General features: G+C 58.3%; 25 protein-coding genes. 9 read left to right on the top strand and 16 right to left on the bottom strand.

Annotated features, from left to right (window positions below):
• Positions 1-8 precede the first annotated feature (8 nt).
• From AC0ZWN_RS04405 to galE, 3 genes are all read right to left on the bottom strand, one after another.
• Positions 9-1,124, bottom strand: coding sequence for a polysaccharide biosynthesis/export family protein (locus AC0ZWN_RS04405; protein ID WP_476334157.1), 1,116 nt, complete (start codon positions 1,122-1,124; stop codon positions 9-11).
• 90 nt (positions 1,125-1,214) lie between these two features.
• A complete protein-coding gene (locus tag AC0ZWN_RS04400; protein ID WP_007910552.1) occupies positions 1,215-1,451 on the bottom strand; it encodes a hypothetical protein in 237 nt (78 codons plus the stop codon).
• Positions 1,452-1,681: 230 nt separating this feature from the next.
• A complete protein-coding gene (gene galE, locus AC0ZWN_RS04395; protein ID WP_476334156.1) occupies positions 1,682-2,698 on the bottom strand; it encodes a UDP-glucose 4-epimerase GalE in 1,017 nt (338 codons plus the stop codon).
• A 389-nt stretch (positions 2,699-3,087) separates the two neighbouring features.
• Here galE and galU point away from each other — a divergent pair, with 389 nt between their 5' ends.
• A complete protein-coding gene (galU, locus tag AC0ZWN_RS04390; protein WP_093433753.1) occupies positions 3,088-3,921 on the top strand; it encodes a UTP--glucose-1-phosphate uridylyltransferase GalU in 834 nt (277 codons plus the stop codon).
• Between the two features lie 29 nt (positions 3,922-3,950).
• The gene (locus AC0ZWN_RS04385) at positions 3,951-4,355 is read left to right on the top strand and encodes a phosphohexomutase domain-containing protein (RefSeq protein WP_093433750.1); all 405 of its coding nucleotides are present in this window, start codon (positions 3,951-3,953) and stop codon (positions 4,353-4,355) included.
• A gap of 142 nt (positions 4,356-4,497) precedes the next feature.
• On the opposite strand, the gene AC0ZWN_RS04380 is transcribed toward AC0ZWN_RS04385, so the two are convergent.
• The 8 genes from AC0ZWN_RS04380 to AC0ZWN_RS04345 form a co-directional block, all read right to left on the bottom strand.
• Positions 4,498-5,628 (bottom strand): SGNH/GDSL hydrolase family protein, encoded by a 1,131-nt coding sequence (locus tag AC0ZWN_RS04380; protein ID WP_476334155.1) that lies wholly within the window; start codon positions 5,626-5,628, stop codon positions 4,498-4,500.
• 86 nt (positions 5,629-5,714) lie between these two features.
• Complete coding sequence (locus tag AC0ZWN_RS04375) at positions 5,715-6,761, bottom strand: acyltransferase family protein (RefSeq protein WP_476334154.1); 1,047 nt, start codon at positions 6,759-6,761, stop codon at positions 5,715-5,717.
• Positions 6,762-6,773: 12 nt separating this feature from the next.
• Positions 6,774-7,877 (bottom strand): hypothetical protein, encoded by a 1,104-nt coding sequence (locus AC0ZWN_RS04370; RefSeq protein WP_095050487.1) that lies wholly within the window; start codon positions 7,875-7,877, stop codon positions 6,774-6,776.
• On the bottom strand, positions 7,868-9,100 hold the full coding sequence (locus AC0ZWN_RS04365) for an MATE family efflux transporter (protein WP_095050486.1): 1,233 nt from the start codon (positions 9,098-9,100) through the stop codon (positions 7,868-7,870). Before AC0ZWN_RS04365 ends, AC0ZWN_RS04370 begins: the two co-directional genes overlap by 10 nt.
• A complete protein-coding gene (locus AC0ZWN_RS04360; RefSeq protein ID WP_095124334.1) occupies positions 9,097-10,209 on the bottom strand; it encodes a polysaccharide pyruvyl transferase family protein in 1,113 nt (370 codons plus the stop codon). Before AC0ZWN_RS04360 ends, AC0ZWN_RS04365 begins: the two co-directional genes overlap by 4 nt.
• Before the next feature lie 15 nt (positions 10,210-10,224).
• Positions 10,225-11,307 (bottom strand): glycosyltransferase, encoded by a 1,083-nt coding sequence (locus AC0ZWN_RS04355; protein ID WP_095050484.1) that lies wholly within the window; start codon positions 11,305-11,307, stop codon positions 10,225-10,227.
• Positions 11,308-11,347: 40 nt separating this feature from the next.
• Positions 11,348-13,576, bottom strand: coding sequence for a polysaccharide biosynthesis tyrosine autokinase (locus AC0ZWN_RS04350; RefSeq protein ID WP_095124332.1), 2,229 nt, complete (start codon positions 13,574-13,576; stop codon positions 11,348-11,350).
• Between the two features lie 39 nt (positions 13,577-13,615).
• The gene (locus tag AC0ZWN_RS04345; RefSeq protein ID WP_476334153.1) at positions 13,616-14,056 is read right to left on the bottom strand and encodes a low molecular weight protein-tyrosine-phosphatase; all 441 of its coding nucleotides are present in this window, start codon (positions 14,054-14,056) and stop codon (positions 13,616-13,618) included.
• Between the two features lie 293 nt (positions 14,057-14,349).
• On the opposite strand from AC0ZWN_RS04345, the gene AC0ZWN_RS04340 reads away from it, so the two are divergent.
• Positions 14,350-15,303 carry a cellulase family glycosylhydrolase gene (locus AC0ZWN_RS04340; protein ID WP_476334152.1) on the top strand — a complete coding sequence of 318 codons (954 nt, stop codon included), beginning with the start codon at positions 14,350-14,352 and terminating at the stop codon, positions 15,301-15,303.
• Positions 15,304-15,505: 202 nt separating this feature from the next.
• Positions 15,506-16,432: a transaldolase gene (gene tal, locus AC0ZWN_RS04335; RefSeq protein WP_034156416.1), complete on the top strand. Its 927-nt coding sequence runs from the start codon at positions 15,506-15,508 to the stop codon at positions 16,430-16,432.
• Positions 16,433-16,630: 198 nt separating this feature from the next.
• On the opposite strand, the gene rssC is transcribed toward tal, so the two are convergent.
• The gene (gene rssC / locus AC0ZWN_RS04330; RefSeq protein WP_003226553.1) at positions 16,631-17,113 is read right to left on the bottom strand and encodes an anti-sigma factor antagonist RssC; all 483 of its coding nucleotides are present in this window, start codon (positions 17,111-17,113) and stop codon (positions 16,631-16,633) included.
• A complete protein-coding gene (rssB, locus tag AC0ZWN_RS04325) occupies positions 17,113-18,294 on the bottom strand; it encodes a two-component system response regulator RssB (protein WP_095050481.1) in 1,182 nt (393 codons plus the stop codon). The genes rssC and rssB overlap by 1 nt, the downstream gene beginning before the upstream one ends.
• A 275-nt stretch (positions 18,295-18,569) precedes the next feature.
• On the opposite strand from rssB, the gene AC0ZWN_RS04320 reads away from it, so the two are divergent.
• Entirely contained in the window at positions 18,570-18,869 is a 300-nt protein-coding gene (locus AC0ZWN_RS04320) for a PilZ domain-containing protein (protein WP_186624453.1), read from the top strand.
• A gap of 52 nt (positions 18,870-18,921) precedes the next feature.
• On the opposite strand, the gene AC0ZWN_RS04315 is transcribed toward AC0ZWN_RS04320, so the two are convergent.
• On the bottom strand, positions 18,922-19,611 hold the full coding sequence (locus tag AC0ZWN_RS04315) for an MlaA family lipoprotein (RefSeq protein WP_038362262.1): 690 nt from the start codon (positions 19,609-19,611) through the stop codon (positions 18,922-18,924).
• Between the two features lie 198 nt (positions 19,612-19,809).
• Between AC0ZWN_RS04315 and AC0ZWN_RS04310 the strand changes: the two genes are divergently transcribed.
• Together AC0ZWN_RS04310 and AC0ZWN_RS04305 are read left to right on the top strand one after the other, a co-directional pair.
• The gene (locus tag AC0ZWN_RS04310) at positions 19,810-20,430 is read left to right on the top strand and encodes a phosphatase (protein WP_095050479.1); all 621 of its coding nucleotides are present in this window, start codon (positions 19,810-19,812) and stop codon (positions 20,428-20,430) included.
• A gap of 108 nt (positions 20,431-20,538) precedes the next feature.
• On the top strand, positions 20,539-20,802 hold the full coding sequence (locus AC0ZWN_RS04305; RefSeq protein WP_460100939.1) for a DUF4404 family protein: 264 nt from the start codon (positions 20,539-20,541) through the stop codon (positions 20,800-20,802).
• Between the two features lie 189 nt (positions 20,803-20,991).
• On the opposite strand, the gene queF is transcribed toward AC0ZWN_RS04305, so the two are convergent.
• Positions 20,992-21,822, bottom strand: a complete 831-nt coding sequence (gene queF, locus AC0ZWN_RS04300) for an NADPH-dependent 7-cyano-7-deazaguanine reductase QueF (protein ID WP_476334151.1) — start codon at positions 21,820-21,822, stop codon at positions 20,992-20,994.
• Between the two features lie 61 nt (positions 21,823-21,883).
• The gene (gene copI, locus AC0ZWN_RS04295; RefSeq protein ID WP_186624457.1) at positions 21,884-22,417 is read right to left on the bottom strand and encodes a copper-resistant cuproprotein CopI; all 534 of its coding nucleotides are present in this window, start codon (positions 22,415-22,417) and stop codon (positions 21,884-21,886) included.
• Positions 22,418-22,571: 154 nt separating this feature from the next.
• Between copI and AC0ZWN_RS04290 the strand changes: the two genes are divergently transcribed.
• Positions 22,572-23,252 carry a heavy metal response regulator transcription factor gene (locus tag AC0ZWN_RS04290; protein WP_476334150.1) on the top strand — a complete coding sequence of 227 codons (681 nt, stop codon included), beginning with the start codon at positions 22,572-22,574 and terminating at the stop codon, positions 23,250-23,252.
• Entirely contained in the window at positions 23,252-24,598 is a 1,347-nt protein-coding gene (locus tag AC0ZWN_RS04285; protein ID WP_476334149.1) for a heavy metal sensor histidine kinase, read from the top strand. Before AC0ZWN_RS04290 ends, AC0ZWN_RS04285 begins: the two co-directional genes overlap by 1 nt.
• Positions 24,599-24,689 lie beyond the last annotated feature (91 nt).

Below are 24,689 nucleotides of genomic sequence, written 5' to 3'. Positions count from 1 at the left end.
CGGCGACCTTATTTGCTGTTGTTACTGTATTCGCTCCAGTTCTTCGCAGCGGAAGCGCCAGTGCCGACAATCGATGCCGACGGCACCAATTGGCTGATCAGACGGTTCCAGCGAGTCACGTTCGCAGGCCCGACATACACCACGTCCTGCGGGCGAACTTCGAAGTGCGAAGCGAGCGCCATGGCGGTCGGCGATTCGGCTTCTAGCTGGTAGATCTTGGCCGGTTCGACATCAAGGTTTTCCACGCCACGAATGACATAGACCGCGTTGCCATTGGAGGTGGTCTGGGCCAGGCCGCCGACCGAACCGAGCACGTCGGTGAGGTTCATCGTCGCGGTCTTGAAACTCAGCGCACGCGGCTGGTTGACCTCGCCCATCACGTAGATGCGCTTGTTGTCGTTGTACGGTAGATACAGCTGATCGCCGCCCTTGAGGTAAACGTTCTGCAACTCGGAATCCGCCTGATTGAGCGAGTCGAGATTGAGCGGATAAGTACGCCCCTTGCGCGTCAGCAACAACCCGGACAGATCAGCGTTGTTGGTGTCGATGCCGGCCGAGCCGAGGGCTTCGACCACGCTCAGCGGATTGGTGGAAATCGCTTGCGGGCCGGCCTTGGCCACCGCGCCGGTGACCACGACCTTCTGACTGGCGAAACGCAACACCGCGACATCTACCTGCGGCTCGGCGATGAATGCCGACAGCCGCTGTTCAATGTCCGAGCGCAGTTGCTGGATGGTCCGGCCGGCGGCCTGGACTTCCTTGATGAACGGGTAATAGAGCGTGCCATCGGAGCGCACCAGACGGCCGTTGGCATCGATCTGTTGTTGCGCGCCGGACGGGGCCGTCAGCTCAGGGTGATCCCACACGGTGATGTACAGAACATCATTGTTGCCGATGCGGTATTCGGCCGGCGTCGCCAGCAGCTCCGGCGGCAGCGACTCACGCTTTTGCGTGGCGCGGTTCATGGCAATCAGCTTCGGCGTGATCGGAATCAGCTCGACCCGGCTGCTTTCGCTGGCACCCTGGCGGGTGATGTCACTGGTGCTGAGGTATTGACCGGGGGAAAACATGCAACCTTGCAAAGCGAGACTTGCCAACATTAAAAGATAAACACTACGAGTCATAATGGCACTACGCTATTCAAGGGCGAATCCAAAAACAAAGTCACCCGACTTGCGTCGGGCGACCCTGTACTGCACTAACAGAACTTCCTGTTAGTTATGCGTGCCGGTTGTACCGGTGGTACCCGTCGTACCGGTGGTACCGCCGTTGGCACTGCCACCGCTGTTAGACGCCGCTACAGCACTGGCAACCATTGCAGTACTGGCTGCGGGCGCTTGAGAAGCCGCCACGTTGCCACCTACATTGGTTACCGCTGTCAACGGTGCTTCAGCGGCGGCAGCCCAGTTGCTCAACATCGTCAACAGGGCAACTGCCATCACTTTTTTCATATCAACTCCTTTCTAACATTCGACCTGTTAAAAAACCGGCCTGAGTTAGCGGTGGTGAGTTCAAGTCCGCAAAAAGCGCGAACATGATCCGTCGTTCTTTCACAGTCTTACCCAACTGATAAAAGTCGAACGGCAGGTTTATATCTACGGATTTGCAAAAGGCATTGCCAGTGTAATTTCCCGACGTTATCTAACAACCTGACTGAAAATAACATTGGACTAAATGGCCATCATCGCGAATAGCCTTGGGGATGGTTCGATTGCCAGCGCCAAGTATCAGTGACCATGTCCTGCAAGTTGCGCGTAGCTTTCCAGCCCAGCTCTTTTGCCGCCTTGGAGGCGTCGGCCCAACTCTCGGCGATATCCCCGGAGCGGCGCGGCATCATTCGGTACGGCACCGGTTGCCCGCAGGCCTGCTCGAAAGCGTGGAGCACCTGCAGCACGCTGTAGCCATCGCCGGTGCCGAGGTTCCAGGTATGAATGCCGCTGCGTTCGGAGATCGACTGCAACGCCTTCAAGTGGCCGTCCGCCAGATCGACGACGTGGATGTAATCGCGCACGCCAGTGCCATCGATTGTCGGGTAATCGTTGCCGAAGATCGACAGCTCTTGCAGGCTGCCGACCGCCACCTGACTGATGTACGGCACCAGATTATTCGGGATGCCGTTGGGGTCTTCGCCCATTTGCCCGCTGGCGTGGGCGCCGATCGGGTTGAAGTAGCGCAGCAAGGCGATGCTCCAGCGCGGCTCGGCCAGGCTCAAGTCACGCAGGACATTCTCGACGATCAGCTTGGACTGGCCGTAGGGATTGGTCGGATTGCCGGTGGGAAAATCCTCGCGAATCGGCATCTGCTCAGGCTCGCCATACACCGTGGCCGACGAGCTGAACACCAGCCGGAACACCCCTGCCGCCGCCATCGCCTGACACAGATTGATGCTGCCGCTGACGTTGGTCTCGTAGTACTCGAGCGGTTTGCGCACGCTCTCGCCGACCGCTTTCAGGCCGGCAAAATGCAGCACCGCTTCGATGTTGTGCTCGCGGAAAATCCGGTCAAGCAATGCCCGGTCACAGACATCGCCGCGGATCATCCAGGCACTCTTGCCGCAAATGCCCTCAACGGCGTGCAACGCGGCTTCGCTGCTGTTACAAAGGTTATCCAGTACGACAACTTCATAACCTGCTTCAAGTAGAGCAAGTGTGGTGTGCGAGCCGATATAGCCGGCGCCACCCGTTACCAGAATCTTCATAGTGCTATCCGTCTTTGGATGAGTGACAAGTAGCGTGTCAAGCCTGTTTTATTGAAGATGTGTCACAACTCACACAAACAGGCGACAACAACCGAAAACAAAACTAGTTCAATGACTGGCAATAAATATTTTTGCAGGTCACACTGTATTGCCCGCTACTTATTAGCACTCCCTGTGCGCTCATCACTATCAACCGATACCGACTAAAAATAACTAATAAAGCATTCGCCGACATCTCATAACATTGTCATGTTTTACCGGCCCAACTAATTGCCATTAACAACCTGACTCAGGTATTAAAGTAGGCCTTCAATCAATATTGAAACTTGCAGCCATTGTTTATGGCCCGCATCCGTCGCCTGTGTTCCATGACTGTCCAGGATACTTTTATGATTCGTAAATGTTTGTTCCCCGCTGCCGGCTATGGCACGCGTTTCTTGCCGGCCACCAAAGCCATGCCGAAAGAGATGCTGCCGATCGTCAACAAGCCGTTGATCGAGTACGCCGTTGAAGAAGCGCGGGACGCCGGCCTGCAACACATGGCCATCGTCACCGGTCGCGGCAAGCGTGCGCTGGAAGACCATTTCGACATCAGCTACGAACTCGAACACCAGATTCGCGGCACCGAGAAAGAGAAATTCCTCGCCGGTACCCGAGAACTGATCGACACCTGCACCTTCTCCTACACCCGGCAGGTGGAAATGAAAGGTCTGGGCCACGCGATTCTCAGCGGTCGTCCGCTGATCGGCGATGAGCCGTTTGCCGTGGTGCTGGCCGATGACCTGTGCCTGAACCTGGAAGGTGACGGCGTGCTTACGCAGATGATTGAGCTGTACAAGAAATTCCGCTGCTCGATCGTCGCCATCCAGGAAGTCCCGGCCGACCAGACCCACAAGTACGGGGTGATCGCCGGCGAGCTGATGTCCGACGGCATCTACCGCGTCAACAACATGGTGGAAAAACCGGCCCCGCAAGACGCGCCGTCGAACCTGGCGATCATCGGCCGCTACATCCTCACGCCGGACATTTTCGATCTGATCGCCGACACCCAACCGGGCAAGGGCGGTGAAATCCAGATCACCGACGCACTGATGAAACAGGCGCAGAACGGTTGCGTGCTGGCCTACCAATTCAAAGGCCTGCGCTTTGACTGCGGTGACGCCGAGGGTTACTTGCAGGCGACCAATTTCTGCTACGAAAACGTCTATCTCAAGGGCCGCTGAGACGGCTCCCTTCACCCAACGAGGCCACCATGAACATTGCACAACATTCCGTAGAGATTGAACGCGAGGTGGGTAACCTCGGGGTGATGAGCTGGCTGTCGCGCCATCAGCCGTTGCCCAGCGCCAACGAGTCCTGGCTGGGCACGATTCTGCTGGTGGAGCGGATTGGCGTGTTTCCGGCGTCCGGTGATATCCGCCGGCCGCTGCGTGATCCGTATCCCCTGCTCGCTCATCTGAAAAAGCTGTATGGCGAGCAGGCATTGGAGATGGATGACCAGGATGGCCTGAAAGTGATCTTCAGCGACTGGCGCTTTCGCGTGCGGATTTGCTGCAACGACCCGGCGATCATCATCAACGTTGAGACACGGTGCGATACGCGGTTGATGCCGCAGAAGATTGCGGAGTTGCTCGAGCAAGTAGACGCCTTCGAATAACTCCCCTCACCTGATCGTTCCCACGCTCTGCGTGGGAATGCATCCAGTGACGCTCTGCGTCACCCAGCGAAGGGACGCGGAGCGTCCCGGGCGGCATTCCCACGCAGAGCGTGGGAACGATCACCGCTCTGGGGTTTGCGTGTTATTTAGGGGAGGCGTCGCAACGATCCTTGGCGCCGGTGATCCAGCCATAGAAGTAATCAGCAATCACCTTCCCGCCCGTGGCCGGCACCGGATGAATCTTGTCCGGGCCAATCATCGCCGCCGCGTAGCGTTTGACGTCGGGGCCGAACGCGCATTGCAGATTGGCGTAGCCCAGACGTTGCTCTCGCGCCCACGGCTCAAGCACCTGCGCATACGCCGACATCGGGTAAGCGCTGGAGCGCGTGGTGTCCTGCCGCATGATCAGGTTGATGCTCGCCTGCGGTTGAATCTCACGCAACATCCCGACCAGACCTTGAACGTTCTGCAGATACTGCGCAGGCTTCACGCCGAAACCCTGGTCATTGCCGCCGAGCATGATCAGGTAAACGTCGGCCGGGATCTTCGACACTGCGGCTTTCCACTGCACCTGCCATTGCGGATCCTTGTGATAGAAATCCGCCGAGGCCGCACCGGAGGCTGCCAGTTTCGAAACCCGCACGCCATTCTGATCGTTGCTCATCCACAGGCCGAACAACGTCGGGGCGCCTTTCACCACTTCCAGTTTGAAGGACCAGTCTTTCGCCGCCGAGAGTCCTGTGAGCGGGACTTCCTGAACACCAGCACCTTCGAGCTTCAAGGGTTGCCAGTCTTGCGTGGGCGTCCAGCGGTAGCGGATCTCGCTGGATTCGCCGTTACCCAGATAAAGCAGTTTCGCCTGAGTGACCGCCGTATCGATGCGCGGCGAAGGATTGGCATCCACCTGCAACCACGCACCGGACCGGCCCGTCACTGTGCGGCTGTCCGGGCTTGCTTGCCCCAACTCTGAAACCTTCCAGTCGCCGCCAAAGTACTTGTCACTGCTGCGGGTGTATTTGAAATGGGTGCCGCCCAGCGCCGCGCCGTGGTTGAAACCGACGTAACCCGGCCCGGCAAAACCCACCTCACCGGCGACGCGCTGCACCAGTTTGTTCAGGTAGAAATCCTGCCCGGCGCTGTAGCTGTCGCCGATCACCGAGACCGACAAAACCTTGCCGGCCTTACCTTCACGCCACTGCGCGAAACGCTCGCGGGCATCGCCTACCTGAACCACCGACGCTGCCACGGGTTGCGCGTCATCTACTGCCAACATGCAAAATTTCCTTCAGTCTGAAATGGCCCACTGAATGCCGGGATGTACACTGATCAACTGTAGGAGTGAGCCTGCTCGCGAAGCTCTTAGCTGCGTTGTGCTTGCACCACTGGGGTGACAGGCGCCGCCGCTTTCTTCTTCGCCGCCCGCTCCCCAAGGAACAACACCGAGGTGAAATTGAACCGGCTGAAAATCATCGACAACAGCACCGGCCCGAGCAAACCAAAGGTCAAACCACCGAGCACCAGCAGGCTCTCATCCTTCACCCCCAACCGCCCCAGCACCAACCGCGACGTCGCCGCGAACAGCACATGGAACAGGAAGATCGCATAGGAATAGCCACCCAGCCAGGTCAGCGCCTTCGAGCGCATATCACTCGACAGCAGCGCAATACAGGACACGCAACCCACGGTCAAACCGATCAGGCTGCGGCGATCAACAATCAACTCACGATCAATCGCAGCCACATACAACAACGTCAGCGAGATCAACACAAACACCAACGGCCCGATCACCTTGAAGCGTTGCTTCAGCGCATCGACGTTCTCCTGGCCAATCATCCCCGCGACAAAAAACGGCAGCAGATAAATCGCACCGTTGATCCCGAACGCATCGAACTTGAACGGCGGCAACAAAAACAACAGCGCTGCAAACGCGAACAGCCCATACAAGCGCGTCGCCGAGCGCAGCATCCCGCGCCACTCCAGCAGCCCGACGAACATGAAAATGATGAACACCGCCTGCAGGAACCAGAAGTGGTTGATCGGCACCCAGAACGACAACAGCGCGTCGATCACCCCGACATCCTTGTTCACCCCCGGCCCGACTGCCTGCAACACCGAGAACGGCACACCGACGCAAAACAGCGGCACGATCAAGCGGCGCACTTTGCCGCTGAAAAACGCGGAAAAGTCATTGCCGCGGATTTTGTAAATCGAATAGATGTACCCGGAGATGAAGGTGAACAACGGCATGCGCACATACACCATCGAATCGGCGAGCACCCGGAACGGCGAGCCGACATCGATCTTCAACCCGCCGCCCAGCGGGCCGATGACGTGATAGAGCACCAGCAACAGGCACGCCAGGCCACGCAGGGTTTCAATCTCCAGGGACTTTTTCTTGCTCGACATAAAGCACCTGCCTCAATTCAGAATTCTTGATTCAACCTGCACCGGTTTGTTCGCCCGCAGCATCAAGCCCAGCCCCACGAACAACACCGGCACCACCATCGAGAAGTGCCGGGCGAAGGAGCCGAAGTCCGGCTCGAACAGGCCTTGCACCAGCAGAAACGCCAGCGGAATCGCGATCAGTTCCTTGGGTTTGGTCTGGATCGGCGCGCCTTTGTAATCGGTCGAGGTGATGACTTTGAACAGCAGCAACGCGGTCATGATCATCAGTGCCACGAAGATCACCTGCCCCGGCCCCGACAGCAGAATCAGCTCCACCGGGAACGACAGGCGGAAGAAGATGATCATCGAGTCCAGCGCCTGCGAAACGAAGTCGCTACCGCTGAGCCACGACACGATCAACGATTTCGAGCCCTCCTCGCCCGCCGTGCGCAACTCGTTGTTACTGGCGCGGATCGACGACACCGGAAAGCCCAGGGCGAGCTGGATCGACATAGCCACCGCCAGATAAAACAGGAACAGCATCAGAAAGAACGTCGTGCGCGACACGTACTTTTTCATCACACAGACGCCGACCCACGACAGCGAAAACAGAATCCAGTAGGGCCGAATCAGCACGCCGTAGATCACTGCCGAGAGGAAAAATCCGCCGCGATATTTTCGCGTCAGCGAGCTGAGCAAAATGCTCAACACCGCCACCGACACAATGATTTCCTTGGTCAGGTTCTCGAGGAAGAACGAGCGCACGATGCCCCACAGGCACAGGGTGCCGAAGATCGCCAACGGCATGCGCCGGAACACCACCACCGGGATCGCCGTGAGGAAAAAATTGCAGAACATGCCGTAGGCCCAGGCATTGGTCAGGTTGATCCCGGTGGGCCGCAGCAGGAATGCCGAACACTCGTAGGACGAGCGATCCGGCGAGAACGGGTTCCAGAAATTGCAGTTGTCGGCACGCGCGTAGGACGACCACAAGGTCATCGCATCCGGCCCCGGATCACGGGGGATCAACAGCGGCATCGCCACCGAGAGAAACAGCCCGGTGAAGAGGATCAGGAATGAGATCGACGAATCGAGTCGCTTGCCACGAAACTCGATGCACGGCAGCTTCAGGCCCATGACAACGCAGCCTTTTTCCCGGCCGTTGCGCGGGTCAGCACGGCAATCACCAGCAGTTGCACGATGATCGCGAAGACGTTGCCCCACGCCGCGCCGTAGATCGAATAGTGCTTGATCAACACATAGCTGACCGGCACCGAAATCAACAAACAAATGGCAGCGCTGGCCAGTGACACCCGGCTGTTTTTCGAAGCAATCAGACCGCCCCAGACGATGTCGCCAATCGCGCGCAAAGCGAAGGAAAAAATCAGCACGCCGAGGATCGCATTGTCCGGACGCGGCACGCTGGTGGCGACGTAATCGAGCACCACGTTGAAAAACACATAGATCGCCACCGCCACCGCCGCCGACACCACCAGCGAGCGCATGACCCACTTGTTGACAAACAACTGCTTGACCGTGAACGCCTGCTGATCAGCCTGAAAACGCTTGGCCAACAGCGGAATCCCGACCACCGCCACTACCGCATACGACAGCGCCTGCAAGGTGTTGGCCGCTGACCACGCGTACACGTATTGACCCAGTTTGGCGTACGGTTCGAGGTCGGCGATCAGAAACCGCTCGGCGTACTGACTCAACGCGATCAACCCGGTGCCGAGATAAAACGGTAATCCCGCTTTCCACACAGTAGCAGTGGCCAGCGTCCCGGCTTCTCGGCCGTGATGAACGTTCACCACGATCAGGTAACCGGCGATGATCACCAGCACGTTGGCGACCACCCACAGCCACAACACACTGGCGATTCCCGAGACCCAACCGAGCATCATCCCGCCAACGGCCAACACCGCCCATAGGCCGGTCTTGATGAAAAACAACAGCGCACCGGCCGTGGCTTTCTGCGCGGAAAACACGAACGAGTTGATCTCGAACGACAGGTGCTCAGTGAGCAACACCAGCGTCACGCAGAGAATCAGCGCGGCGCTCGCTTCAACTGTCTGGAACAGTGAATAAATCAGCACCGTCACCACCGACAGCACCAGCCCCACCGCCAGATACAGCAGCAGCACCTTGTCGACCACGCGGCGCGAACTGCCGCCGACACTGATCAAGCGATTGATCTCGGAACTGAACCCGACACTGTAGAACTTCGACGCAATCAGCGACGCCGCGACCACCACACCGTAAAAACCCAGCGCTTCATACCCGAGGTAATGGGTGATCGCCAACACCAGCAAAAACTTCGCGCCCAATGCACCGCCGCGAAGCAGTAGCCGAAATATCATCGAACGACACCTTTGATGATCTCGTCCATGGCCACGGTTTTTGCCTCGATTTCACGGCAAGTATCGGTCAGGCGCTTGCCGAAATTCGACAACGCATTCGGCGCGTAAACCGTGTCGATGATGGTGTCGACGTTGATGTCGCCGCCGTTGATCACCCAGTCTTCCACGCCCATGTCCTGATAGGCGCCGAAGCCTTTGCGTTCGTAGCTGATGTGGTACGCCGGCACGCCGGAAAGCAGCGATTCGATAGCGCCGTGCAGGCGTACGGAAATCACCAGGTCCGGCTGATACTTGGCAATCGTCGCCTTCAACGACAGCAAGTCTTCGCTAATGCCCAGCTCGCGATAGAACGCACCGTCATCGTTGCCACGCACCGCGCTCTGTACGGCGCAAACCACTTTGCTTTTGTTCTTCAAGCGCTGCAGCAGCAATTTCAGATTGGCGACGTAAGCGACTTTCTTTTCCTTGCTCCACTCCGGCGGCTTGCGCAGCACCACGCAGACCGTGGCTGGCGACGACGCGCAACGGGTGAATTTCGCTTGCTGGAGGATTTTGCTCGCCAGCGACTGCACGGCCAGATCCGGCGCACGGTAGACGTTGGCGCAGGCATCGAAAATGGCCGAAGAGCGGTTGTCACGGACGAATACCGCGTCGGCGCTGGCGTAATGCTCGACGATCTTGCTGCTTTCGCCATGGAACGGGCCGATGCTTTGCGGCAGGTACACCGACGGCACTTTGCTGAGGATCGCGGTTTCCAGTTGCTTGGCGTGGCCGAGTTTCAGCTTGATATGTTCGAAAGCACTTTTCGAGCGCATGTAGCCGCCGCCGACGCCGACGATCAGGTCGGTTTTCTTCAACAGATCCGCCAGCCCGGCGTAGGACTGATTGAGGAACACCGCTTGCTTGACCCGGCCCAAACCCTTGGCCGCCATCACCGGCGCGTCGAAACGCGGGTGCGGCAAGTAGCTGAAAGAATCCGGATCGGAAGCGACCACGCTGATCGCGGTGTCTTCGCCAAAGTTGCGCTGCACCAGCGCAATGGCCAGATCGACGAGCAAGCCGTCACCGGAGTTGGACGCACTGTAGCCATGCAAAATCGTTACGTTCATATGCTTGAGTTCTACTTAAAAAGTGGGAGCGCGATACAGGTCGTAGGTCTGGCGAATCATCAACGCGGCGCTGAAACGCTCGCGGACAATGCTCCGGCCTTCGTTGCCGAGGTCGAGCAAGCGTGGCTTCTGGATAATCGTCAGCACGTCGGCCAATGCCTGGTGATCACCGGACGGGAAGACATAACCGGAGACTTCATTGGTGACCAGTTCCGGTAGCGAGGTGCAGTTGCTGGCGATTACCGGCAAACCCATGGCCATGCCCTCCAGCGGCACCATGGCGAAACCTTCCCAGCGACTCGGCACGATCAGCGCATCGGCTTTCTGGTACAGCGCCTGCACTTCGCTCGGCGTGACCCATGGCAGGTATTCAACAGAGTCCATCGGCGGGCACTCCACCGCGTCCTCGTTCACCGCGCTGCCGACCACGGTCAGCTTCAAGTCTTTGCGCTGCACGTTGGCGAAGGCCTTGAGCAACACGTCGAAGCCTTTCTGATAATCGAGGCGACCGACGAAGAGCAGATGAATCGGCTCGGGACTCGCCGCTTTCGGCGCGTCATCCTTGTGGTGAATGCCGTTGTAGATCAGCTTCATGCGCTTGCGCTCGATGCCGAAACGCGCGGCTTTGTCGAGTTCGTACTGGCTGACGCAAATGATCACATCGGTGACTTTCTGCAGCACCCGCTCGATCCACGCATAGACTTTCTGCTTGGTCGGCGAGCTTTCCATCAAGAACGAAAACGCGTGCGGGCAGTAGACGATTTTCGGCTTGCGCCACGGTCGCAGAAGCACACATACGCATCGCCCGATCACCCCGGAAAAGGTGCTGTGCAAATGCACCACGTCGGGTTTTTCCTTGAGCATCACCTGGGTCAAACGCCAGGCGAAACGCAGCAACGACGGCACATTGCGTCCAGTGCGGGGAAAGGTGCGGATCTGCTGCGCGCCGATGCCGTGCAACTCTTTGGCCTGATCATCCGGCACCAGGTACACCAGCTCGTAGTTCGCCGCATCACCTTCAGGCGAAGCCGAAATCGTCCGGATCACCGTCGCGACGCCACCTTTGATCGTCTCTGCCACGTGCAGTATTTTCTTCACAAATCACCCACTTCAAACAGGAAAAAACAGTCGCTGACAGTCAGGATTTGTCGGACGCGTATTCGTAGTTGTAATAGCCGTAACCGCCGTTGCCGTAGTAGCTGGCCGCACGCTTCTCGACGCCGTTGAACACCGCGCCTTTCAACTCGATGCCGTTCTGCGCGAAGCGGCGAATGGTCAGTTCGATCTCTTTGGCCGGGTTCACCCCGAAGCGCGTGACGATCAGGCTGATCCCGGCTTCACGTCCGACAATCGCGGCATCGGTCACCGCCAGCAGCGGCGGCGTATCGATGATCACCAGGTCGTAGCGCTCGCTCAGTTCCGCCAACAGCTCGCGGAAGTTGGCGTGCATCAACAGCTCGGAAGGATTCGGCGGCACCTGGCCACGGCTGATGAAGTGCAGGTTGTCGATTTCGACCTTGTTGATTGCCTGATCGATGCTGCAGCGCTTGACCAGCAGGTCGGACAAGCCGTTGGTGATCGGCGTGTTGAGGGTTTTGTGCAGGTGACCTTTGCGCATGTCGGCATCGATCAGCACCACGCGCTGACCGCTCAAAGCCATGACCGCGGCGAGGTTGGACGAGACGAAGGTCTTGCCGACCTGCGGGCTCGGCCCGGAAATCATGATGCGGTTGTTGGTCGAATCGAGCCCGGCAAAGTGCAGGCAGGTGCGCAGGCTGCGGATCGATTCGATCGACAGGTCGGTCGGGTTACGCAGGGCCAACAGGTATGCCGGTTTGTCGACGCCGTCGCGGGCGCGGCCTTTTTTGTTGTCTTCTTCATCCTGCAAGGCGCTGTACGGAATCGACGCGTACACCGGCAAACCGAGTTGCTCGATAGCTTCCGGGCCTTCCAGACCACGGCTCAGGGATTTGCGCAGCAGCACCAGCGCCACGCCGACAAAAGCGCCGAGGAAGGTGGCGATCAGCACGATCAGGGCTTTTTTCGGTTTGACCGGACTGGTCAGGTCGACATCCGCTGCGTCGACCAGACGCACGTTACCCACGGCACCGGCGCGGACGATGTCCAGCTCTTGGGATTTGTTCAGCAACTGCGTGTAGATCTGCGAGGCCACTTCGACATCGCGGGTCAGGTTGAGCAGCTCTTGTTGCGTGGCAGGCAGATCGCCGACTTTGCCTTCCAGCGACTTCTGTTGCTGGGTCAATTCACCGATCTGGCTCATCAACGCGCGATAGGCCGGGTGCTGTTTGGTGAACTTGCGATCCATCTCCGCCTGCTGCATTTTCAGCTCGGAGATCCGCGTTTCCAGCGCTACCGACTGACCGAGCACCGACTGGGTTTCCAGCGAGATGTTCACGGTCTTGCCGTGGGTCTGATAGGCGTTCAGCGCATCGCTGGCCTTGGCCAGATCACGCTTGACCTGCGGCAACTGGCTTTGCAGGAAAGCCAGACTCTGCGCTGCTTCCGCCGAGGTGCGGCGCACGTTCTGATCGACGTACAGCGCGGCGATCTTGTTGAGGATCTTCACCGCTTCGGCGGCGTCGCTGCTGGCCAGCGCCAGTTTGATAATCCCCGATTCCTTGCCCTGTTCGGAGATATCCAGTGCGTCCTGATAGCCCTGAATGGTCACGATTCGCGGATTGCGCACCACTTCGAAACGCGTACCGGGATTCGCCAACAACTGGGTGATTTGCCCTTCTACGCCATCCTGCGCGAAGGCTTCACCGGCGACGCCTTCCACCAGCAGGTTGTCGTTGTCATCGAGTAACTGGAAGTGCTTCTGTTCCCCGGCGATCAGGGTGAGTTTCTTGCCCAACAACTCTTTGGGCAGATTGAGCCGGGCGAACTCCAGACGCTCACCGCCCCAGGCGTAACTGTTCAGACCGAAACGCGGCGCCGCGACACTGGTTTCAGTCTCGCCGCGATAACGCCGGGCGAGAAAGCCACCAATCATCGGGAAGGTGTTGGGGGTGACATCGATGTCCAGCCGCAGGTCGTCGACGGTTTTGCCGATCACCGCGCGGGATTTGATGATGCCGATTTCGGTCACCGACGGCGATTGCCCACCGAGCATGCTGTTGAGGTCGGAAAACCCGAGCATGTCGTTCTTTTTCGGCTCGACCTGCACCAGCGCATTGGCCAGGTATACGGGCGTGGCCAAAACCGCGTACGCGACACCGGTGACCATGAAGGCGCCGGTGAGCGCGCCGATCAACCATTTCTGGTCGATCAAACTGCCGAATATGCCGAGAAGATCAATACTGTCTTGATCATTGTCGCGGGTGCCGATGACGGACGGTAACTGCATAAGTCTGTTCTTACCATTCATTGATCTGAAGAATATTCATCAACGCGCGAGACGTTGTGCCCATGAGCTAACAGCATCTTCAATCAATGCATGGGCATGAATAAAAGCGGCCTTGCCTTGACGATACGGGTCCTGTATTTCGCGCTCGCTCTGCCACTTGCCGAGCAGAAACACTTTGCCTCTGGCGTGAGAGGCAATCTTCAGTACTTGATTAACATGCTGTTTTTCCATGACCAGAATCAGGTCTGATTCATTGACGATGTCTGCGGTCAGTTGCCGTGCCATGAAGCCTTCGGCGTTATGGCCATGGTCTTCGAGCACTTGCCGGGCGGACGCTTCTACACCCTCGCCCACCCGCGCCGACAGGCCTGCGGAGGAAACGGTGATCGCTGAGGGGGCGAGCGCGCTACGCAGCATCAGTTCTGCCGTCGGACTACGGCATATATTGCCCACGCAAACGACAAGGATCTTTCTGAACAAGGTTTTACTTTCCTGTGTAATGTCAAACGGCCAACATCCGAGAGCAATTGAATGAACCCTCAAGATCTTCCTGCACTCAGAAATAGATTCGCCCTGTTAGTACCGAAGCATTAAGTACCACAGCGTTTAAAAGCTCCCCAACCACTATTAACGGACTAAAAATAACTGTGATTTTCAGATGATTGTTTTCCGACAAAAACTAACATTCGCGCACTAAGTGCCATCACCTCACTCGAAAATTGAGAAACGAGATCATTTATTCGCAGTTGTCACTTCTCTTCGGGAGAGCAGACATGAAACCAACACATCTCAAAAGACTCGGCGCTTTGGCGTTGATGGCGCTGGGTGCAACTCAGGTTCACGCCAGCACCCTGTTTCCCAACCTTCCAGCCAAGAACATCGGTGTGCAGGTGAAGATCCAGAACTTCACGGCCGCCGACGCCGCGCAGATCAAATCGGCAGGCTTCGGTTTTGTCCGCTTCGGTGTGTGGAGCGACAGCCTGACAGCCAAGGCTTATCAGAAACAGGTCAGCGATGCCTTTGCCGCAGCACAGTCTGCGGGCCTGCCGGTGTTGCTGACGGTCCGCGCGATCAAGGCGTTGCCCGCCACCTCGAGCGCCGAGCTGAGCACTGCCGGTGAAGGCTTCGCCAAAGCCGTGACGGGGCTGCAACAGTCGTACAGCGCGCAACTGGTGGCGATCGAGTTATGGAATGAGCCGGACCTGGAAACCTACTGGCCGACGCGCAATTTCGACACCACGTTTGTGCCGTTCATGAGCGGCGTGTGCAAGGCGCTGCAGGAGCAGCCTCCATCGACACCCGTGATCGGTTACGGCTTCGCTCGCCCGCCTAGCGCAGGCTCGGCTGCAACCGTGGCGCTGAACCGCATCGTCAGCGAATACCCCAAATGCCTGAGCGCCGTGTCCTACCACCCCTACGGCATGACCGCCACGCAGATCAGCAACGCGCAAAACTTCATTCAGCAAAACTTCCATCTGCCGGGAGTCATCAGTGAATGGGGCATCTCGGCGCTCGCCTCCAATGGTGGGCCTGAAGGACAAGCGAGCAAGATCAACACGTTTATTGGCGATGTTAAAAAGCTCAATATTCCGCTGACGTCCATTTATGAATGGAAGAACAGTGATTCGGGCAGTAACGACCGCGAGAAGAACTTCGGCCTGCTGACCTCTGACGGGCAGCCGAAACCGGCGCGTATGTCCGTCGAAGCCCTGTTGAACGCCCAGTAGCGCATGCACAACCGGCCTGTTCGCAGGTCGGTTGCTTTGAACCTGTTGGCTGTTTTGGCATCGTATTCATCGATACCGCGCCCCGCCTTTCAAACAATCGTTTTCAGGTTGTTGCTGCAGGGGCCATCGATACACGCACCTACCCTTGAGTGGCCGTCAGCGCTCGGGTAATGTCATCAGACCCATAGGACAGAGCACGCCCATGACTTCCAAGCTGGAACAACTCAAACAATTCACCACCGTTGTTGCCGACACCGGCGACTTCGAAGCGATCGCCCGAGTCAAACCGGTCGACGCCACCACCAACCCTTCCCTGCTGCTCAAAGCGGCAGCCATTCCGGCCTACGCCGAACTGCTGAATGCTTGCGTCAGCGACTGCAAGGGCGATGTCGGTCTGGCCAGCGACCGTTTCGGCGTCGCGGTCGGCCAGGAAATTCTCAAAGTGATCCCGGGCCGTATCTCCACCGAAGTGGATGCGCGCCTGTCGTTCGACAAGGACGCCGTGCTGAAACGCGCGCACCGTCTGATCGAGCTATACGACAAGGCCGGCGTTGGCCGTGATCGCGTACTGATCAAGATCGCCTCGACCTGGGAAGGCATTCGCGCCGCTGAAGTGCTGGAGAAGGAAGGCATCCAGACCAACCTGACCCTGCTGTTCTCCTTCGCTCAGGCCGCCGCTTGCGCTGACGCTGGCGTGTTCCTGATTTCGCCATTCGTGGGCCGCATCTACGACTGGTACAAGAAGGCCAACGGCAACGACTACACCGGTGCTGATGATCCGGGCGTGCAGTCGGTCACCCGCATCTACAACTACTACAAGGCCAATGACTACAAGACCGTGGTCATGGGCGCGAGCTTCCGTAACCTCAACCAGATCGAGCAACTGGCCGGCTGCGACCGCCTGACCATCAGCCCGGACCTGATCGACAAGCTGGCGGCCGATACCGGCAAGCTGGAGCGCAAACTGGCACCGGGCAACGCCGGTGAAGCCCGTCTGAGCCTCAATGAAGCGCAGTTCCGCTGGTTGTCCAACGAAGACGCAATGGCCACCGAGAAACTGGCTGAGGGCATCCGTCAGTTTGCTCGCGACCAGGAGAAGCTTGAGGCGCTGTTGCAGGCCAAGCTGTGATTTGAGTCGGTGAAATGCAAAAAGGGCGAACTTTCACAGGTTCGCCCTTTTTTATTCTGCATTGGGAGCCGCGTTGACTGAACTTAAGCCTTCGCGAGCAAGCTCGCTCCCACAAGGGGATTGGTGATCGACACTGATCCAGTGTGGGAGCGAGCTTGCTCGCGAAGAGGCCGGCCCAGACAACATCACGTCATGAGATCAATGCCGCTCGAGGGCATTCACCAGGTCATGAAACGCTTCACGATTGGAATCGTTCAGGCCCATGAGGATCTTGTGCGCTTCGAGCACCTTGATCCGCACCACTTCTTCCGACTGGTCCTGATCAGGCAGGTCGTCCAGACACTCGGGACATGGCACCGGGTGGTTGACGATGTTGAACACCTGCTCGAAACCCATCGATTGCAGCAGACGGGTGATGTCTTCGTGGGTGGTGACGACGGTCGGCAGCAGGCCGACCTTCTGCCGCGACAGGATCGACAGTTTGGCCAGCAGGCCCAACGTTGTGCTGTCGATGCTGCGGGTTTCGGTCAAATCGATCACGATCGCGTTGAAATTCAGCGCGGTGAAGATTTTCTCAATAGTCGCATCCAACGCCGAACACAGGGTCAGGCGAACTTCACCGACGAACTTCAGGACAAAGGTGCCGTCCTGCTCGGCGAACTGGATTCTACCGGTACTCATTAAAGATTCCTGCTCAACACCAACAGGGCGATATCATCCGGCATCTCCCCTAGCGTGGCCAATCCAAACACTTGCCGCAGACCATCCAGGCTGCCGCCCGCCGACTTCACCCGTTGAGGCAAAGCGGCTTCTTTTTCTTTGAGCGTAGGTTCTGGCAAAAGATCCAGAATGCCATCGGACATCAGCGTCAGGCTGAACGTCGGCGGCAGCTCAAGCACGTGATCTTCGTAGGTGGCTTCATTGAAGAGGCCCACCGGCAGACCACGCCCTTCGAGATAACGAACACTGTCAGGCGTGTACAACACAGGCAACGGCAGATGGCCGCCGATGCTATAGGTCAACAAACCGGTCTCCTCGTCGATGACTCCACCGACCATTGTGACGTGTTTACCCAGCTTACAACTGATCAGCCCCCGGTTGATATGACCAAGGACTTCAGAAGGTTTGAATTCCGGCAATGTGCCGTTGCGCTTGGATTCGAACAGCAAGCGCGTGGTCATGAACTTCAGCAGCACGGTGACGAAGGCTGAAGAGGCGCCATGACCGGAGACATCCGCCAGGTAAAAGGCGACCCGGCGCTCGTCGACACGGAAATAGTCGACAAAATCACCCGATAGGTACAACGACGGGATGATCTGGTGCGCAAACTTGAACTCGTCGATGCTCCACGGGCTTTCCGGCAGCATGTTCATCTGCACCTGGCGACCGGCGTTCTGGTCTTCCTGGAGCAGGTTCAGGCTGGCCTCGAGCTCGCGGTTGGCCTTTTCCAGCTTCTCGCGGTAGCGCTGGTTCTCCACCAGCAGGCGCGCACGATCAAGGGCCCGGCGCACAGAGTGCTCGAGCACAGCCAGATCTTCGAGAGGCTTGATCAGGTAATCCGCCGCGCCCAGGCGCAAAGCCTCGACCGCGTCGTTCATCACGCCGGCACCCGACACCACGATCACCGGCGTTTGCGGCGATCGCTCGGTGACCTGACGGATCAGTTCGAGACCGCCCATCTGCGGCATGCGCAGATCGCAGATGACCAGGTCGGGCGTGTCTTGCTCGAATACCTGAAGACCCTGTTGGCCGTTGCTGGCCTGCAGGACGCTGAAACCACTGTCTTCCAAATAGGCCGCGAGGCTCGCGCGCACTACTTCGTCATCATCGATTATCAGCAGCGTGGCACTGGTTTTTGGCATGTGGGCAAACGGCGCCAGAATTAGGTTGGCGTAGTTCGCGGGGCATCTGGCCCTGCGCAGACTACTGGATTCGCTTTCTAGCCTCTCTGCTGCACCGCTTTCGAGCATTGACTGCAAACGCGGTTGCACCAGAGGTGCCCTTCTAAGGCGCAGACGGTACTCCCATCCGCAGAGCGTTTCAAGCATGCGCCGATGGTCGCTTGACGACTTTACTTGTCAAATCACCGAGAGTTATAAGAACAGCTCAAACCGTAACCCAATGGAAGGACGAACCTATGAGTCAAACCAGTCGGGACTACAGCGAAAAGCGCGATTTCATCCGCATGCGGGTCGATGCCGATGTCGTGTTGATTCATGAAGGGGATGAGGTTTCAGGGGTGTGCATCGACCTCTCCAGCAGTGGCATGCAGGTCGAAGCGCCGCGCCAGTTCGCCGTCGGCGACCGTTTGAGCGTACGCATCGACTCCGACCACGCGGCACTCACTGGCCTTGAGGCCGAGACCGAAGTGGTCTGGATTCGAGCACAGGATGACGGCGGCCAGAAACTCGGTCTGACCATCCTGAAGATGAAATAGCTACACACAAAAAAGGCGACCCTAAGGTCGCCTTTCTTTTTACCGGTCGAGATTAAAAATCGTCTTCGACCTGGCCATCCTTCACTTTGAACTCGCGGTTCTGCAAGTAAGCGTTGCGGATGAAGGTGTACTTGTCGCCGCTGATCAGCTTCTCGCTCGACAGCAGGCTGGCGCGGGTGTCGACGATGTTCAGACCGAAGATCGAGTTACGCGTAGGCACGTGGTCGATGTAGCGGTACATACCGGTATAGCTGTCGACGTACTTGGAAGGCGCATCGCGCAACGTGCTCGGCCCCATCAGCGGCAGCATCACGTACGGACCGCTACCCACGCCCCAGTAACCGAGGGTCTGGCCGAAGTCTTCGTCGCTGCGGTTCAGGCCCATTTTGGTGCCGACATCGAAGAAGCCGAGCAGACCGAACGTGGTGTTGAAGATCAAGCGCGCCGTGTCGACGCCAGCGGCAGCCGGTTTGGCCTGCAGGATGTTGTTGGCAAGGTTGGTGACGTCACCGACGTTGCGGAACATGTTGTGAATGCCGTCTTCGAGGAACTGCGGCGTGACAAACTCATAGCCTTGGGCCAATGGCTTCAGCGCGTAAGTGTCAACGAAGTCGTTGAACTGGAAAATCGGGCGGTTGACGCTTTCCCAAGGGTCTTCTTCCGTTGCCGCCTGAGTGGCGAACGGCGCCAGCAACAGGCCGGCACATACACTTAGCTGAGCGAGCGGATAGCTCCAGCGCATAGAAAAACTCCTTGGATTTGTACTGTCGCGGACATCGGAGCCCGGGCATTAAGGTCGCTAGTATAAGCGTAAACGCCGGTTTGGACAGTCGGCCAATTGTGCAAAGTTGTAGGACGCTTCCCGCGTCGCGCTTCACATAGCCGTCACGCAACTGTCACCTGGAATGACTAGCCTTATCGCTATTTCAGGGACGTTGCCATGTCACATGCCGAAACCTTGCCCCTCGCCGCGCCGGGCCTGACAGCCGTACTGTTCGGACTCAGCGGCTGTCTGGTGGATTTCGGTGCTCGTGCCCGGCAACAGACGATCGCCCTGCCCGAGCATGCCGAGGCAACACCGGGTGCGCTCGACAGCCTGCACAATTTGCAGCGCCAGCAGATTCCCTGCGCTTGGCTGGATGAACTGCCCCCTGCGCTCGCCCAATCGTTGTCGGCCTTACTCCCGGCGTCAATCAAACCTGCGCAACATTCGGCAACAATCAATCCGTGGCCTGCGCCGAACGCCTGCTGGCAAGCCTTGATGGACTTGAACGTCGCCAGTCTGGACGGCTGCGTATTGGTCAGCGGTGAGCCGCGCCTGTTGCAGGCCGGCCTGAACGCCGGGCTATGGACCATCGGCCTCGCCTCCTGCGGCTCGCTGTGTGGCCTGGCACCCCACGAATGGCAAGCCTTGAGCCAGAAAGAACGCGAACACTTGCGCGGCAAGGCGACCGTGCAGTTATTCGGGCTGGGCGTGCATTCGGTGATCGATCATTTGGGCGAACTCGACACTTGTTTGGCAGACATCAGCCTGCGCCGCCTCAAAGGCGAAAAGCCCTGATCGGGATCATGCAGGTTTGCCGGGAGTGGATTAATCTAAAGGTCAGCCATAGACCTTTGGCGCGCGGCTGCGGTCAATGCCAGTGCCTATTGATAAAAGGAAAACACCATGCCCGCCCAAGAACTGCAAAAACAGCTCGAGACCCTGCGCGAGCAGCTGGAGCAGAATCCGCCGCTGTCGGAAGTTGAGCGTGAGGATTTGCATGCGCTGATGAAGCAGATTGAACTGGAACTTGAACTCGAAACCAAGACCAACGATTCGAACATTGCCGACGGCGTGAACCTCGCCGTTGAACGCTTTGAAGTTGACCATCCAACCATAGCTGGCACCTTGCGCAATATCGTCAACGCGCTGGGCAGCATGGGGATCTGATTCCCCCCGAAACGCAAAAAGCCCTGCCATCACTGGCAGGGCTTTTTCATGTCTACGATTTGCAATGCAGTCCCCTGTGGGAGCGAGCTTGCTCGCGAATGCGTCGTGTCAGTCGACATCATCGTTTAATGACACACCGCCTTCGCGAGCAAGCTCGCTCCCACATTGGATATCGCACATTCCGGATCTTTATTGACGCACGAGCCGGTGGTTCGGCAGCTGTACGCTTTCGGTGCTGCGATACGGGTTGATATCCAGACCGCCGCGACGCACGTAACGTGCAAATACGGTGAGCTTTTCTGGTTTCAACAAGCGCTGCAAGTCGAGGAAAATCCGCTCAACACACTGCTCATGGAAGTCCGAGTGCTGGCGGAAGCTGACGATGTATTCGAGCAGACTCGCATGATCCAGCGCCGAGCCGCGATATTCCACCACCACACTGCCCCAGTCCGGCTGACTGGTCACCGGGCAGTTGGATTTGAGCAGATGGCTGTACACCGTCTCTTCAACAATCCGCGATTCATCGCAACGCAGCAATTCCGGGCGCGGATGCTCGTAGTTGCTGACGCTGATATCCAGATCGTCGATGCACACGCCCGGCAACGCCACAACGCCTTCCGCTTCCACGTCCTTCAGGCTGCGAACCCGCACGCCCACCGATTTGCCGGCAGCGGCAGAAAGGTCCTGGACCAGCGTTGCTTCCAAAGAAGTGACGTCGGCAAACGCCGTCTGGTTCAGCGAGTTCAAATACAACTTGAACGACTTCGATTCGATGATGTTCGGCGAATCCGCCGGGATGCTGAATTCGCCGATCGCCACCACCGGCTTGCCCGACGGCAGCAGCCACGACAGCTCGAAGCAGTTCCAGAAATCCACACCTTTATACGGCAGGGTTTCGGCGGTCAGGCCCAGCTCGGCCCATTTCGCGGTGCGCGGAATCGGGAACAGCAGGGACGGCGTGTATGTGGCGATGTATTCGCTGGATTTGCCCAGCGGCGAATGTTCGGCTGCGGGATGCATGGCGGAAACCTGACTGAAGAATCAGCGGATTCTACCAGCCTTTGCCCGCGCCTTTGAGTGCTTACTGACTGACCGTCAGTTTGCCGACCATGCCAGCCTGATAATGCCCGGGAATATTGCAGGCAAACTCAAGGCTCGTGGCCTTGCTGAAGGTCCAGGTCAGTTCGGCAGTCTTGCCCGGTTCGACCAGCACACTGTTCGGGTCGTCATGTTTCATGCCGTGCCCCATCGCCGCATGATCCATGCCGGCCATGTCGTGGGACATTTCCTTCATACCGGTAGGCGTAAGCATGCCGCTTTGCTGCATCTGCAACATTTCCTGCTGGTGTTTGGCGTGCATCGCTGCGTCACCGAGGTTGAATTCGTGCAACAACTGGCCTTTATTCACCAGCACAAAACGAACGGTCTCACCGGCCTTGATCTGAATCGCCTTGGGGTCGAACGACATGTCGTTCAACACCACTTCAATGCTGCGCGTGGCGTTGGCGGCAGGTGCTGGCTGGCCAAAATCGTAGGTATGAGCTGGCGCGGCCCACACTGGCGAACTCAGCGCCAACAGACAGGCAGCCAACGTCAGGGATTGGCGTAAAAACATGGTCGTTCTCCAACAAGATAAGGTTCAGCCTGTGGGAAACTCTAGCCGGCCTGCGCTGGCATCTACCTGACAGGCAGATTACAACTTTGTCAGGTTGGCGCTTACCGCACGCGCTCACGATATAAAGCCTTAGTTACTACAACCCGAGTTGCCCATGAAACTGTTGATCGTCGAAGACCAAGCGAAAACCGGCCAATACCTGCGCCAGGGCCTGACAGAGGCCGGGTTCAATACGGAGCTGGTGGCCGATGGCAACAGCGGTCAGCAACTGGCACTGAGCGGCGATTACGCGCTGCTGATCCTTGACGTGATGCTACCGGGGCGCAGTGGCTGGCAGATTCTGCAAGCGGTGCGCAGCGCCGGACTGGATACGCCGGTACTTTTTCTCACGGCCAAAGACGCGGTGGAGGACAGGGTGCATGGCCTCGAACTGGGCGCCGACGACTATCTGGTCAAGCCCTTCGCTTTCTCCGAACTGCTGGCGCGGGTGCGCAGCCTGTTGCGTCGCGGCAGCGCTACAACCCAGGAAACCAGTCTGCAACTGGCCGACCTGCGGCTGGATCTGATCCGCCGCCGGGTTGAACGCAGCGGTCAGCGCATCGACCTGACCGCCAAAGAATTCGCGTTATTGGAGATGCTCCTGCGCCGTCAGGGTGAGGTGCTGCCGAAATCGCTGATCGCCTCACAGGTCTGGGACATGAATTTCGACAGCGACACCAATGTCATCGAAGTCGCGATCCGCCGTTTACGCCTGAAAATCGACGACGAGTTTCCCAACAAATTGATCCACACCGTGCGCGGCATGGGTTATGTGCTCGAAGAGCGTAGCGCCTGATGCGTCGTTTGTCCCTGAGTTCACGCCTGGCCTTGTTGTTTGCCGCCTGCACCGCGGTGGTTTCGCTGTTCGCCGGGGTGTTGTTCAACCGTGCCAGCGAAGCGCACTTCATCGAACTCGACCAGCAACAACTGGACGGCAAGCTGATCGGCCTGCGCCGCGCCTTGCAGGATCTTCAACCCGGCCAACGTGAAGCACGGCTGGCGGATGAGCTGAGTCGTCAGGCCGATCTGTCGCTGCGCATCACTGGCGGAGACGGCCAACGCTGGTACGACAGTTCGACGCTAATCCCCAAGGATTTACCGCAACAATCCGGCCTGTCGACAGTTAGCAACGACGGCAGCGACTATCGCGTACTCAACGCCCCGCTCTACCCGGACAAAGCCGATTCACCGCAATTGTCCTTGTTGCTGGACATCACCCATCACCAACACTTCCTGCAACGCATGCAGCACCTGATCTGGCTGACCGTCGGTCTCTCGGCGCTGGCCACTGCCTTGCTCGGCGCCTGGGCGGCCCGCAGTGGCTTGCGTCCATTGCGGCGCATGAGCGCGGTCGCCCGTGGGATTTCCGCCCAATCGCTGAATGCCCGACTGCCGGAAGCGCAAATGCCGCCCGAGCTTGCGGAAATGGCCCACAGCTTCAACGCCATGCTCGCACGCCTCGACGACTCGTTTCAGCGGCTTTCGGCGTTTTCCGCCGACATCGCTCATGAGTTGCGCACGCCATTGTCGAACCTGCTAACCCACACTCAAGTCACCCTCACCCGCCCTCGGCCGATCGAGGATTACCGCGAAGCGCTGCACAGCAACCTCGAAGAGCTGCAATGGATGGCGCAACTGGTCAACGACATGTTGTACCTGGCCAAGGCTGACCACGGTTTGCTGATGCCCAAGCGCGAAGCGCTGGAACTGGCGGATGAAACGGATGTGCTTTTGGAGTTTTTTGCGCCGCTGGCGGAGGACGCCGGGGTCAAGCTGACGCGCGAGGGCCGTGCGCGGATCGAGGGTGATCGCAGCATGTTACGCCGGGCGCTGTCGAATTTGCTGGATAACGCACTGCGGTTTACCCCGGCTGAGGGCTATGTGAGCTTGCGAATCGTTGAGCAACCGAACGCTGTGCGCGTTTCAATAGAGAACAGTGGCGAGGGGATTTCTGCGGAGCTGCTGCCACGTTTGTTCGACCGGTTTTATCGGGCCGATCCGGCGCGGCAGGAAGGCAGCAGTGAGCATGCGGGATTGGGGCTGGCGATTACTCAGTCGATCGTCCGCGCCCATGGTGGGCAGATTCATTGCGAATCTGAAGCAGGATGGACGCGGTTTGTGATTGAGCTACCTCGAACCTGATCGTTCCCACGCTCTGCGTGGGAATGCAGCCAGGGACGCTCCGCGTCCCTTCCAGAGCCGAACGCGGAGCGTCCGTTGAGGCGTTCCCACG

This window comes from Pseudomonas sp. 3B-A001-10F, assembly GCF_056313565.1.
The sequence above is the reverse complement of the archived record's forward strand: the minus strand, read 5'-3'. Positions and strand labels throughout refer to the sequence as shown.